8 protein-coding genes are annotated in these 13,389 nt (G+C 58.9%); 4 read left to right on the forward strand and 4 right to left on the reverse strand.

The window, feature by feature from the left end; translation table 11 throughout:
* Positions 1–119: 119 nt before the first annotated feature.
* On the forward strand, positions 120–3,383 hold the full coding sequence (locus CA85_RS18100) for a DUF6797 domain-containing protein (protein ID WP_146392776.1): 3,264 nt from the start codon (positions 120–122) through the stop codon (positions 3,381–3,383).
* A gap of 403 nt (positions 3,384–3,786) precedes the next feature.
* Here CA85_RS18100 and CA85_RS18105 read toward each other — a convergent pair whose 3' ends face one another.
* Together CA85_RS18105 and CA85_RS18110 are read right to left on the reverse strand one after the other, a co-directional pair.
* Positions 3,787–5,298: a carboxypeptidase M32 gene (locus CA85_RS18105; protein WP_146392777.1), complete on the reverse strand. Its 1,512-nt coding sequence runs from the start codon at positions 5,296–5,298 to the stop codon at positions 3,787–3,789.
* Between the two features lie 136 nt (positions 5,299–5,434).
* Positions 5,435–5,983: a hypothetical protein gene (locus CA85_RS18110; RefSeq protein ID WP_146392778.1), complete on the reverse strand. Its 549-nt coding sequence runs from the start codon at positions 5,981–5,983 to the stop codon at positions 5,435–5,437.
* 735 nt (positions 5,984–6,718) lie between these two features.
* Between CA85_RS18110 and CA85_RS18115 the strand changes: the two genes are divergently transcribed.
* Together CA85_RS18115 and CA85_RS18120 are read left to right on the forward strand one after the other, a co-directional pair.
* A complete protein-coding gene (locus CA85_RS18115; RefSeq protein WP_146392779.1) occupies positions 6,719–8,278 on the forward strand; it encodes a sigma-70 family RNA polymerase sigma factor in 1,560 nt (519 codons plus the stop codon).
* Positions 8,278–9,777 carry a tetratricopeptide repeat protein gene (locus CA85_RS18120; RefSeq protein WP_146392780.1) on the forward strand — a complete coding sequence of 500 codons (1,500 nt, stop codon included), beginning with the start codon at positions 8,278–8,280 and terminating at the stop codon, positions 9,775–9,777. Before CA85_RS18115 ends, CA85_RS18120 begins: the two co-directional genes overlap by 1 nt.
* A gap of 62 nt (positions 9,778–9,839) precedes the next feature.
* Here the strand turns inward: CA85_RS18120 and CA85_RS18125 are convergent, their stop codons facing one another.
* Both CA85_RS18125 and CA85_RS18130 read right to left on the reverse strand, forming a co-directional pair.
* A complete protein-coding gene (locus CA85_RS18125) occupies positions 9,840–10,343 on the reverse strand; it encodes a carboxypeptidase-like regulatory domain-containing protein (RefSeq protein ID WP_146392781.1) in 504 nt (167 codons plus the stop codon).
* A gap of 74 nt (positions 10,344–10,417) precedes the next feature.
* Entirely contained in the window at positions 10,418–11,446 is a 1,029-nt protein-coding gene (locus tag CA85_RS18130) for a DUF1559 domain-containing protein (RefSeq protein ID WP_222435477.1), read from the reverse strand.
* Positions 11,447–12,085: 639 nt separating this feature from the next.
* Here CA85_RS18130 and CA85_RS18135 point away from each other — a divergent pair.
* Entirely contained in the window at positions 12,086–13,387 is a 1,302-nt protein-coding gene (locus tag CA85_RS18135) for an MFS transporter (RefSeq protein ID WP_146392783.1), read from the forward strand.
* Positions 13,388–13,389: the final 2 nt, after the last annotated feature.

Here is a 13,389-nt window from a genome sequence, read left to right on the forward strand (position 1 = left end):
GTCCTGAGGCAAGACGGGGCAACACTTCCGCCGCGGTCGTCTGTTAGACTGACTCGCTCGACGCGTTCTGCAGCGCTGGATGGTCAGCGCGGAACCGTTCCCGCCTAGTGAGTTTTTCGATGCTGAAGTTTCCGGTTTTTCTTGTGGTTCTCGTCGGCTTCTGCGCCGCCAGTGTTCTCGGTGCCGAGCCGATCCATCCGGCAGTGCCTTTGAACCAACAACTCGAGGCCGCGGCGCCCGCGTACCTCGCCGAACAAGCGAAGCTGCGTGGCGATGCACATCGCGGTGCACTTGTGTTTTACCGCTCGCCTGCGAATTGTGTGGGTTGTCACACCAGCGGAGATGAGCCGTCGCCGCTCGGGCCGAACCTGGCCAGCCTTGGCAAGCAGACCACCTACGTGGAGCTCATCGACGGGTTGCTGCGCCCGTCCAAGCACATTCAGCCGGGATTCGAGACCTACACCGTGGTCACCACGAGCGGGCAGGTCCATGTCGGGTTGCTGTCTCAGCAAAGCGAAGAATCGGTGACGATGCGGTTGGCGCAATCGCTCGACCAAGATTTCGTGCTGGAGACAGACGAAATCGAAGTGATGCAGAAGAATTCCCAGTCGATGATGCCCGCAGGATTGATGGCGGCCCTGAAGTCGCAGGCGGACTTTCTCGATTTGGTGGCCTACCTGAACGCCGTCGCCCAAGGCGGCGGTGAAGCGGCCAGGCGTTTGCAACCGTCGGCCGAGCAGCTCGCCGTCGAAGATGACACTGCCAACCTCGACCATGCTGGTATTCTCGCAAGTCTGAGAACACGTGATTTCGAGGCAGGTGAAAAGCTATTCCAAGGCGACTGCGCTAGCTGTCATGGCGCCGACGGGGATACTCCGTCACTGGCGACTGCCCGCGCGTTTGGAACGCAAAAACTGAAGTTCGGTTCGGATCCCTACCGGATGTTCATGACATTGACCGAGGGCAACGGCCTGATGGCGCCGATGACCTATCTCACGCCGTTTGAACGCTACCAGGTCGTGCACTACATCCGGGAAGCGTTTATGAAGGACCGCAATCCCGACTACGTCGAAATCGACGCGGAGTACCTTGCCTCGTTGCCTCAGGGTACCGAGGACGGCCAGCAAATCGAGGTGGTCCAGCGAGACTTTGGCTTGGCATTGGGATCGCAGTTGCGAACTGACTTCCCCAGCGTGCTGAATATTCCTCAGGGCGAACTGACCGTCGCGTTTGACTTGCACACGATGGATTTGGCGGACGTTTGGACTGGCGGTTTCCTCGATCTGAGTGAGACGCAGCACATTCGGCCGCGGGGTGAGGGGACAGCCAACCCGGTCGGCGAGTCCCTGCCCTCGCTCGCTGCTTGGCGCTGGGGCCATGACGGGGCGCTGGACTATTCCCGTGAAGGGCTACTGCCGCGAGGTCCTCTGCCACCGAAATGGATGGATTACCACGGCTACTATCTGCACGACGAAGACGTTGTGCTCAGCTACCGCATCGATGGGCGTGAGATACTGCACCGGGTTGAAACGCGAGGTTCCCACACGCTGATTCACCATCTAGAGATTGGGGCGGGACAACGCTTGGTGCTCAGCCCATGCCAGGCCCCCGAGGGGGCGAGCGTTGACATTGCAAGTGCATCTGCCATCGCCAAGACGAATTCCTCGACGAATTTCTCGACGAATTCGCTCGCGAGTTCGTTCACGGCTGCGAACTTCGCTGGCGATGTCGACGGGGTGACGTGGCAGGCGTTGGTGGACACCGCCTTTACGATGACGATCCCTGCTGACGAGGAGTCGCGAACGATCCAGGTTTCGATCGGCATTGGAGCGGAGGAAGGCGATCTCGAAGTTTGGCGGCGCAGTTCCACCTCGCTAGCCAAACTCGATACGGCTTCTTCGCTGCCGGAACTTGTCCGCGGTGGCGAGCTGCGTTGGCCCGAACGGATGCGAACGACTGGATACCTGGGGCTGAACCGGAGCGGTTACGCACTCGACACGCTGACCCGTCCGGCATCGACGCCTTGGAATACATGGTTCCGCACCTCGGCACTGGACTTTTTCCCCGACGGGCGAATGGTCGTGTCGACGTACGGCGGCGACATTTGGATTGTTTCGGGAGTGGACGAAGAGTTGCTCGATTTGTCCTGGAAACGGTTCGCGAGCGGGCTCTACGAACCCTTTGGTTTGAAAGTCGTCGATGGCGACGTCTACGTGACGTGCAAGGACCGGCTCGTTCGGTTGCATGATTTTAATCAAGACGGCGAAGCCGATTTCTATGAGAGCTTCAGTGCCGACAGCGACGTGTCCACCAATTTCCATGCTTTCAATTTCGATTTGCAGACCGATGACGAAGGCAATTTCTACTACGCCAAGAGTGGCCATGGTGCCAACTTTTCGCTGCCGGGAGCGGTGTGGAAAATATCGCCCGATGGCAAAGAACGCGAGGTCGTCTGCACCGGTTTTCGCTCGCCCAATGGCATGGGCAGTATGCCGGGTGGCCGCATGACGGTGAGCGACAATCAGGGGCAATGGATTCCGGCTTCCAAGATTTGTTTGATCAAGCCTGGTGCGTTCTATGGTTGGGTGCCTACCTATGCGGCGCCGCCGAGATGGGCTCCCGACGGGGGCAAGATTGATATCACCAAGGTCGTGCCGCCGGAGACCTCGGACCAGCCGCTCGTGTGGATGCCCCAATCGTTGGATAATTCGTCAGGCGGGCAGCTATGGGCCGGAGATGCGAGGTTTGGTCCGCTTGCGAACCATTTACTGCACATGAGTTTCGGCAAGGGATGGATGGCGTACTTGGCGATTCAGGATGTGGGGGAGACTTCGCAAGCCGCGATCATCAAACTGCCGTTTGATTTTTCCACAGGGGTGATGCGCGGTCGCGTCAATCCGGCCGATGGCCAGGTCTACGCGACCGGTCTGCACGGTTGGAACGGAGGCGGGCGCGTGGGGCTGGCCGATGGCGGCGTGCAGCGTTTGCGCTACACAGGGACCCCGCCGCGGATGATCACCGATGCACGGGTTGTTGCAGGCGGCTTGGAACTCGATGTCAATTTCACTGTCGATCCGGAGTCAGCCACTCACGCGTCGTCTTTCGTCACCGAACAGTGGGATTATCTCTGGTCACGTAATTACGGATCGGACCAGTACCTTCCGGGAACGAGCGAGAAGGGGACCGAGGTGCTCGAGGTCGCGGCGGTTCGACTGCAGCCACTTGGCTCGGGCGGCGAGGAGGGCACCCGAATCCATTTAAGCACCCCCGCGATTCAGCCGGTCGACCAACTTCGGATCGAGGTGCGTCTGCGCGACCGGGGCGGCAGTGCCTTCGAGGAAGAAGTCTACTGGACCATCCACGCGATCCCGCCGCAGGAGTAGAGAGGTACCCGGTACGCGGCGCTGAGCTACGCCCCACGGATGGTAAAACGGGCGGTCGATTGACTGAGCCGAGGCGCGTCAGGAACGGGGGAGTAATCAATGTCGTATTGGACGAAGCAACGAGCTGTTTAATCCCCAGAGGTATCCCGTTAGGGATGATAGAGAATAGCCGGTGGTTTGAGGGCAAGCGAACATCACTGGATACGTCTTCGGGGTCGACGTTCCACGGCCAACGAACCACCGTCGGTGGCGCTGTGCTGACCTACGGCTATTCTCTTCAACTCCGTCGGCGTAGGAAGACTTGCGGGGTGCAACAGCACGTCGCCTCGTCCACCACAAAAAGGCTCTCGCGGAATTCGCCACTTACCACCGGACCAAGCGAAACTTCATGTTGTCGCAGGTTTTATGCCAGGTCGTAGACCATCGCATAGCGCCGCCGCAGGCTGGCGATGAGCGGTTGGGCCGAGAGAGGTTTGCCGGTTGTGTTTTGAACCAGTTCGTCGGCGGTGAACTTGCGACCGTGGGTGTGGACATTTTCTCGCAGCCAGCCGAGCAGGGGAGCGAAATCGCCTTGCTCGATTTGGGCATCGAGCCCACCGAGGGCCTCGTCGGCAGATTCGTAGAGCTGCGCGGCGATGAGGTTTCCGAGCGTGTAGGTGGGGAAGTACCCGAACAAACCTGCGCTCCAGTGGACGTCTTGTAGCACCCCGTTTGCGGCGGAGGGTGGGCTGACGCCGATCACGCTGGTGTAACGTTCGTTCCAGGCGAATGGTAGGTCGTTGGTGGAGAGTTCGCCCGAGATCAACGCTTGCTCGAGTTCGAATCGCACGATGATATGCAGGTTGTAGGTGGCTTCATCGGCTTCGACGCGGATCAGCGAGGGCTGTACGCGATTGAAACAGGCGTGCCACTGTTCGGGTGTCGCGGTTTGCGAGAACGTTTCGTTGATCTGTGGCGTGAAGTGCTTCCAGAAGGCGAGTGACCGGCCGACGAGGTTTTCCCACAATCGTGATTGGGACTCATGTATCCCCAAAGAGACGAACGTTCCTGGGGGCAATCCGTACCAATCCGGTCTCAGGCCTTGCTCGTACATCCCGTGGCCGGCTTCGTGGAGCGTTCCAAACAGGCTGCCGGGCAGCCAATCCTCGTCGTAGCGAGTCAGGATGCGGCAGTCCGAAGGTCCCAGGCTCGTGCAGAATGGATGCGAGGTTTCATCGAGTCTGCCCCGTTGGAAATCGAAGCCGACGGCCTTGGCGAGCTCAGTAGATAGCTGGCGTTGGCCATCGACGCTGTACTTTTGTTTCAGGAGGCGATCGTCGACTTGGCGAGCCGAGACCGTGATCTCGCTGAGCAGTTGGACGAGTTCGTCGCGAAGTCCAGCGAACACGCTGGCGAGATCCTGCACTCGGGCGCCGGGTTCGTATTGGTCGAGCAAACCTTCGTAGGCGGATTGACCTGGGTCGGCGAGCAGCTCGCCCGCTCTCCGCTGGAGCGAAATCATCTCATCGAGTGCGGGTTGGAACTGTGCGTAGTCGTCATTGCGGCGGGCGGTATCCCAACATCCCTGACCGCGGACGGTCGCCGCAGCAATGGATTCGACGAGCTCGCCTGGCAGGCGACGTTGTTTCTCATAGTCTTTCCGCGCCAGTGCGACGGTGGCACCGATATCACTGTGCGGATCTGCGGCCGCCTCCCAGCCTTCGAGTTCGTCGAGCCAACGTGCCAGTTGGCTGTCGGTTCGCATGGCGTGCGCCCGGCCGCTGAGGTAGGCAACTTGTTCGGCGCGAAACTCGCTGGCCTGCGTCGGCATCATCGTCCGTTCGTCCCATTGCAGCAGTTCTGCCGCTGAGGCAATCAGGGCACACTGATGAAGATGGTCACGCAGAGACGCGAACGTCTGGGTGGGAGCAGTCATGAAGAGCACGCGTTGGGTTGGAAAGAAAGCGAAGACAAGGGGGGCGAAGACCAAGTGTCCCGCCCGCGAAGTGACTTCCTCTCGGCGCACGAGCGGGGACGGGAGACGGCCGAATTACTGGTCTGGCGCGAGGGTCTCAGGCCGGAGCGTTTGTTCCGCGGCGACGCCAGCCGACGAGTACTGCCAGCACCAAGGAGACGGCGGCGAGGGCGGCAAAGGTGAGCGTCTTTTGTTGCCACGCTTGTTTCTCGAGTTCCATGGTTCGGTAGTTGAGCGGAGCTTCCACTGCGACCCCGTACTCGGTGATGTCCTCGAACTCGCGGATCATTTGGGCGGAATCTGCCGCCGCATAATCTTCTTTGAGCAGTTCGAGGTGTCCCTCGGTGGTGATGGGAACCTCGCTAGTGGCCCAGTTTACCCCGCAAAACCCGGCCCCGAGGAGGGCGAGCAGACCTACCAAACCGAGCGTGGCGAAGGCCAGCGACCGACCCCCGGAGAGGCCCACTGCGGCATTGGCGGCGACCCGGGCGTCGGCTGTTTCGCCGGCGGCCGGCAGTTGCCGGAGTTCTCCGAGTTTGGGCACATCGATGGTGTGCTGACAGGCATCGCAGACGATTTCGTCCCCCGCCTTCGCGGTCGATACCACATGGATTGCCTCGCAGTGCGGACAGGTAAGTTTGTACATCGTCGAACCTAAGCCAATTGAAAGTGCTACGTCTTGAGGAAAAATCCCCTCCAACGTCCATAAATTACATGCCGCCTGGGTAGACCCGCCGCACAGACAGACTACCATTGCTGTGTGCTGAGGTTAACACACGACCAGTCGCTCCCGCCGGGTGAACGCATCCGACCGGACATTTTCACATGATTCGCGACATCCAACACAACGAACTGTCGTTCGTCTTCGCAACCCAAAGGGATTGGGTTCGCGCCCCCCACCGGTTCGTGGTACCTCTGATTCGCCAGGATGGCCCGCCGGAATAATCTGCACCGACATTGCAGGTTACGATGTGAGTATGTTTTTCGAGGATTGTTTCCTGTGAAAAGTGGACTTGCACCGAAAAGTTTTCCGAGACAGCAAGTTCCCCTTAAACGGGAAGTCCAGCCAATCGGAATGTTTTTCCATTTCGCGAGGTACTTGGGATGGGTAGGCGAGTGGGTGGTAGATTGAAATTACAAGAAGATGCTGTCCTCGGCAATTGGATCGGAAACTTTCATGTGCACCAACTCGTAGAATTGACCGACGGGACAAGGCCGACACAGGGGTGAGCGTAAGGGGCGATTATTTGACGTTGAAGGGATTCGCTCCTGACTCACGAAGATTCTCCCGCATCTTGACTCGTTTTACCTTTCCGGCCAACTACACTCGCCACAACATCGCGAAAAAAATAGACGCTAATACTTTGAAGGAGTTAATACTTTGTTCGATCCGATGATGGATGATTTTGACGATGTTTCGGCGCAAAACACCGATGTCGTCTCCACTGGCTTTCGCAAGCTCCCCGTTGACGACAACGAGGACGATAATGGCGTGAACGTTGCCGATCTCAGCGACGGACAGGTTCAGTTGGAAAGCCCGGATGAATTGATCACGATCGACGAGTCGGAGACTTGGTCGGACGATCCTGTCCGCATGTATCTGACCCAGATGGGCGAGATCCCCTTGCTGACCCGTCGTGAAGAGATCGAATTGGCCAAGCGGATTGAAGAGACGCGTCGTCGTTTTCGCACCAAATTGCTTGAGAACCACTACGTTCTCGTCGAGGCTTACAAGACGCTCAAGAAGGTTTATCGGGGACAATTGCCCTTCGACCGGACGGTCCAGGTCAGTGTCACCGATCGTTTGGAGAAGGAGCAGATCGTCGGCCGTTTGCCGCACAACCTCCGGACCCTGCAGACCTTGCTCAGCCGCAACCGGCACGACTGGAAAGTGGCGATGAGCAAGAGCGCACCGGCTCGTCGTCGCGCTGAAGCGTGGCGGGCACTCGCTCGTCGCCGTCGCCGCGCCGTCCGCTTGATCGAAGAACTGGGGCTGCGGACCCAACGCATCGAGACTCGTATCGGGATGCTAGAGAAATTCTCGCGCCGACTCGCTGAAATCGATGCCCAGATCAAAGATCAAAAGCGTACCAAGCACGGCCGCGAAGTCCGCGAGCAACTGCTCCACGAACGCCGTCAGATCTTGACCGCTTGCCAGGAAACACCGACCTCGCTCCGCAATCGTTGCTCGATGCTCGGCCGGGTCTACAGTGAATACCAGCAGGCCAAGCGGGAGCTCAGCGAAGGGAACCTGCGGCTGGTCGTTTCGATTGCCAAGAAGTATCGCAATCGCGGCTTGTCCTTCCTCGACCTGATCCAAGAAGGTAACGCTGGGTTGATGCGAGCGGTCGACAAGTTCGAGTACCGCCGTGGATTCAAGTTCTGTACCTACGCGACCTGGTGGATTCGCCAAGCGATCACCCGTGCGGTGGCCGACCAGAGTCGTACGATTCGTATCCCCGTGCACATGGTCGAGACGATGAGCCGCGTGCGAAACGTGGCCCGCGCCTTGCTCCAAGAGCTCGGCCGCGAGCCGTCGATTGAGGAAACGGCCCGTCGGGCTGATGTGACGATCGAGGAAGCTCGCCGGGTACTCACCATGAGCCGGTTTCCAATCTCGCTCGACCGACCCGTCGGCAATAGCGAAGATAGCCAATTCGGTGACCTGCTTCCTGATGGGACAGCAGAGAGCCCGCAAATCGGTGCGACCCAAGAAATGCTGCGGCAACGGATCACCGGTGTGCTCAAATCGCTGTCCTACCGGGAACGCGAAATCATCAAACTTCGCTACGGCCTCGGTGACGGGTACAGTTACACCCTCGAAGAAGTCGGCCATATCTTCAAGGTGACCCGCGAGCGGATTCGCCAGATCGAAGCCAAGGCGGTGCGGAAACTGCAGCAACCCAGCCGCAGCCAGGACCTGGTTGGGTTCTTGGACTGATGCCGTCCGTCGGCGAAGTTCTGCAGCAGGGCTGGCAGGTTCACCAAAGTGGAAACGTTGACGCCGCGATGCAATTGTATCGCGGCGTTTTGCGTCAGGTTCCCGACTCGGCCGAAGCCTGGGTGTACCTCGGTATCGCTCAGTTCGATCTGCGAGATTTCGCGGGGTCGGTCGGTTCGTATCGCAAGGCCTTGGCGATCAAAAAGCATTTCCCGATCGCGTGGAACAATCTCGGCAACTCGCTACGGATGCTCGGCGAAGTCGACGAAGCCGAACGCTGTTTCAAGAAATCGCTGGTGCAGCAACCCGGGTATCTTTCGGCGCTGAAGAATCGTGGCACTCTGTGGGTTTGGAACGGTGATATCGAGCGTGGTTTGAAGTCCTATGCACGGGGTTTGGAAGTCGACCCGAACAACGCGGAGTTGCACCGCAACCTCGGGGTCATCTCGCTGCTGATGGGCGATTACAAAAAAGGATTCGAGGAGTTTCGCTGGCGTTGGCGAATGCCTGGTCTCGGGCGTCCCGCCGTTGCTGCAGCCTGGCAGGCTGCGGGCATCGCGGTGCCCGTGTGGACGGGCCAACCGCTCGACGGACGGACCATCGTGATCTATCCCGAACAGGGCCTCGGTGATGCCATTCATTTCATCCGCGTCGCGGCTGCGTTGAAGTCCAGCGGCGCGACCGTGATCGTCGTCTGCAACCCTAAGCTGGTGCCGCTGTTTCGAAGCGCGCCAGGGATCGATGAAATCGTGGCGGAAGTCCTGCCCAGCTCAACGGGCGGCGACGCGGTCGCGGCAGGCATGTCGATGCTGCACGGGGGGCTGACGCAAGCGAACTATCAAGGCTCCTTCTTGGAAGTACTCGACGGTCTGTACACACGCGACGGCGAGATCTATTCCGGGAAAGAGCTCTTCGGCGATCTTTCGCAGTGTCCCGGTCAGGGCTATCTGAGGGTGCCCGGTGACGTGGTCGGGAAGTGGAAAACTTGGCTGGCAGAGAATCGAGATCCATCGCGATCGACCAAGCCGCTCATTGGAATCAATTGGCAGGGTAATCGAGAGCACCATGCCGACGTGTACCGCAGCGTCTCACTCGACGTGTTCGGGCCGCTGATCGAGATGGACGAGCTGGAGATCGTCAATATGCAATTTGGTCATGGTGTCGAACAGCTCGACCAAGTTGATTTCGCCGATCGCATCCTGCGGCTACCCGATTCGCTCGACCAGGCGGCGGGAAAGTTCATCGATACCGCGGCGGTGCTGTGTAACCTCGATGCCTTGGTGACCACCGACACGGCGATCGCCCACCTCGCCGGTGCTCTCGGCGTTCGCACTCATTTGTTGCTCGGCCGCGTCCCGGACTGGCGGTGGTTAACCGCAGGTGACACCACGGACTGGTACCCCAGTATGATCATCAGCCGCCAAAGCGAATTCGGCCATTGGCAAGAGCCGGTTGAGCGGATTGGCGAGCGGCTGTTGTCGCGCACCAACTCGCGTTGAAAGGATCGGTCGATTGCGGGAACCGATTTTCAACGCGAGTGGAGATCAGGTCACAGCGGACTTCAGATAGTCAGCTCGATATGGTTGGGGCCGGTTGCGAGCACTTCCGCAGTCAGGCCTTCAACCGTTTTGGGGCCACCTGAGCTGTTGCGACGCCCTTTCTTGGGGCCACCGATTGGTTGCAGAGTACCTTCGGCTGCGTCGGCTCCCGCCATCGACGTGACTTCGACGCTTGGTGCATTGCGTTCACCCTCGACACGGCCACCGATCACACTGACGGTGTGCTCGTCGACGGCCGCCCCGGGCTTCCCGGTGGAGTAGCGGAGCACGAAGTTGCCCTCCTCATCGGTCTTGCCGTAGGAGGCAGCTCCCGCCGAGATGGGGTAGAACTCAACCTGGGCACCGGCCACCGGTTTGCCCGATTTCGTTAGCGTTCCAGTGACTTCGCTGAGGTCGGGGGTGTCGTCGAACGAGCAGCCGATGCTCATGCAGCTCAGTAGCATCAGTGTCATACCGGTGACTAGGCGGAGCGAGCTTTTCGGTAGGAAATGGAATGGGAGGTTCACGTCGTTATTCCTCGGTGAGTCTGATTGGTTGAAAAAACGGGTTTTTGAAATCGTCGTAGGCAGTGCACGCATGCTTAGAACTCCTCGGTGATGACTTCACGGTCGGCACGGTTGGTAAGCAGGCTGAGGATATCGAACCGGACGTTCTCAGTGACGAATCGGACGGAGCCATCTCCCATCACGAACTGGGCACCGCCGATGTGGGCGGAGTTAAGGATGGAGTGCCGACCAGGACGACCGTACCAGTAGGGGCCAATTCCGTGAGGGACGAAGCGGCTGTCCAGAGGTGAGAAGTTGATGCCAACTCGTGTGGAGGTGACATTCATCCAGTAGCCCTCGGACGTATTGCTTTCGTCACCGCCGCCACCGGACCAGGCACCGCCCCACCAGTTGCTAGCTCGTTGGTCAAAGTACTCGAGCGTTCCGTCTGCGTTCTGCAAGCGAATTTCCATGCCCTGTTCCCCGACGGCGAATGTGTTGGTCGTCCCGTCAAGAATCGAAGCGAATTTCACAACACCGTTGTTTCGGTTGTCGACGGCCACGATCACACCGTTGTAATCGCTCATCCCGTGATACCCATTCCACTGCGAATTGGCTTCGTTGTAGTCACCAGTGATGCCCACATAGTTCGCCATCTGAACTTCGATTTGGTCGGGAGCTCCAAGGGCCCGAGTATCAGCACTGGTATCGTCTAGACGAGTGGTCGGTAGCGGGCTCGACGGGCAGTTGTATCCCGGGACGCGTAAGCCGTCGTAGACCTGCCAGTTTCGGTTCAGGCCGGGGTCACGATTGGAGAAATCGGTTCCTGAAAAGGTCGTTTGGCCGTAGGCCGCGTTCTGTTCCAGGAACGGCAAGATACGCACCATCCAAGAGGCGGGCCGGTCATTGGGGCTCGTTTTGAGCATCGTCGCTGGTGGCATCGCATTGTAGCTATCGTGGTACATATGGATCGCCAATCCAATCTGTTTCATATTATTAGAACATTGCATGCGGCGGGCCGCTTCTCGTGCTGACTGGACTGCAGGCAATAGCAGGCCGACCAGCACACCGATGATCGCGATCACGACCAATAACTCAACGAGCGTGAATGCTCGACGATTCAAACTCATTCCACGGACAAACATTAAGGTTTCCTTCAAATTTTCAAAAAACATTGTTCTCGTGACGGGTGTCCAGCTGATGCTCGACACGATGCCGTCCTGCGGAAATGTGGAATCGCAAAACGGGTGCCAGAGCGATTGCGGGGGATTCTGCCGATCGTCGCGGTGGCGTCGATTCCTTGGCCAAGTGGATTGGAGGCCGACAGACTGAATGCGTGAAGGTGCGTTTTGACGCCTCTAAGGTTTTTGAAGATTTCTTCTCATTTGTGGTAATGAGGTATCGGGTCGGTGGCGGAGTGCCGCCGATAGCGTGTGTGTGCATTGATCTGAGGCAGGTGCTGCCCAAGTTGGTGGCAGGTGCATCACCTGCCTTGCCTGCGTCCGCTTAAGGGTGGAGAAGTCGACAAAGTCATTCTGCTAGGCTGGCCTGGGAGATGTTCGGTGCCAACCATTTGGGCGATCGCCGACAACGGGCTGGCTACGCCGGTACCGGCGGCGTCTGGTGACGTGCGCAGTGGACTGCATCACGTGTTGGGGGGTATCGTTTCCTTAGCGGCGGGCCCGTCACGGAGTCCTCAGCCTGCTCCCGTGCAATCGGATCTGATCGCAGATCCTCTCATCTGACTCTGGATCACCAATACAATGCACTCACCGGATAGCGAATCGCCCCCACGAGCGAGGCGACACTGGTACGCCATCGCCACCTTGATTGTGGCGGGCGAAGCGATTTTTTTCTTGCCGTTCGTGATCGCGCGAGTATTCCGGCCGACCCTGTTGGAAGTCTTCGGGCTGAGTAATTGGCAGTTGGGCATGGCGTTTTCCGCCTACGGGATCACGGCGATGCTCTCGTATTTTCCCGGTGGTCCTTTGGCGGACCGCTTTGCCGCTCGCACGTTGATGTCGATTGCGCTGGCGAGCACAGCGGCGGGGGGATTGGTGATGGCGGCGATCCCTGACTTGAACACGTTCATTCTGCTGTACGCGTTTTGGGGCCTGACGACGGTGTTGGTGTTTTGGGCAGCACTGATTCGCGCAACGCGAAGTTGGGGCGGTCAGGACATGCAGGGCCGCGCGTTCGGTTTTCTCGATGGCGGCCGTGGGTTGGTTGCCGCGATCATCGGCTCGCTCGCCGTTGCGATTTTCGCGGCACTCCTGCCTGCCGACCTGGAGACGTCGACGTTAGCGCAGCGTGGCGAAGCGTTCCGGCATGTTATCCTTTTGTTCACCGCGGTCACGTTCCTCACGGCGCTATTGGTCTGGTGTGTGCTGCCAGATGAAGAGACCACGACGGTGGTCACGAATGATCAGTCCGCTTGGGAAGGCATTCGATATGTCGCTCGGCTGCCGACGGTGTGGCTGCAAGCGGCCATCATCGTGTGCGCGTATGTCGGTTACAAAGGCCTCGATGACGTGTCGTTGTACGCCAAGGAAGCGTTGGGATTCGATGAGGTATCGGCAGCCTATGCCAGTACGATATCGATGTGGGTTCGACCGCCTGCGGCGATCATCACCGGATGGATTGCCGATCGCTATCGGGTGACAAGTGTGACCTGTTGGGCGTTCATCGCGATGCTGCTAGGCAGTCTCGTGGCTGCCTCGGGGGTGATCCAGATGGGCATGACCGCGTTGTTTTTCGCTACGATTCTCACGACCAGCGCGGCGATCTTTGCTCTGCGTGGACTATATTTTTCGATCATGCGTGAGGGCAACATCCCGTTCGTGTATACCGGCAGTGCGGTGGGACTCGTCTCGGCGATCGGCTACACTCCTGAGGTATTCATGGGGCCGTTGATGGGATTTTTGCTGGACCGTAGTCCGGGGGCTATTGGCCATCAACAGGTTTTCGCAGTGATCGCAGTGTTCTCGTTGATCGGGTTGGCTGCCACGCTGTGGTACCAACGTTTGTCGGCACCAACGCTCACTCCTAAAACAGAAGGCTCTTGATC

The organism is Allorhodopirellula solitaria (genome assembly GCF_007859855.1).
Taxonomy (GTDB): Bacteria; Planctomycetota; Planctomycetia; order Pirellulales; family Pirellulaceae; genus Rhodopirellula; species Rhodopirellula solitaria.

Coding starts and splice junctions, on each gene's coding strand:
- CA85_RS18100 (WP_146392776.1), top strand. CDS start 120: ATGCTGAAGTTTCCGGTTTTTCTTGTGGTTCTCGTCGGCTTCTGCGCC.
- CA85_RS18105 (WP_146392777.1), bottom strand. CDS start 5,298: ATGACTGCTCCCACCCAGACGTTCGCGTCTCTGCGTGACCATCTTCAT.
- CA85_RS18110 (WP_146392778.1), bottom strand. CDS start 5,983: ATGTACAAACTTACCTGTCCGCACTGCGAGGCAATCCATGTGGTATCG.
- CA85_RS18120 (WP_146392780.1), top strand. CDS start 8,278: ATGCCGTCCGTCGGCGAAGTTCTGCAGCAGGGCTGGCAGGTTCACCAA.
- CA85_RS18135 (WP_146392783.1), top strand. CDS start 12,086: ATGCACTCACCGGATAGCGAATCGCCCCCACGAGCGAGGCGACACTGG.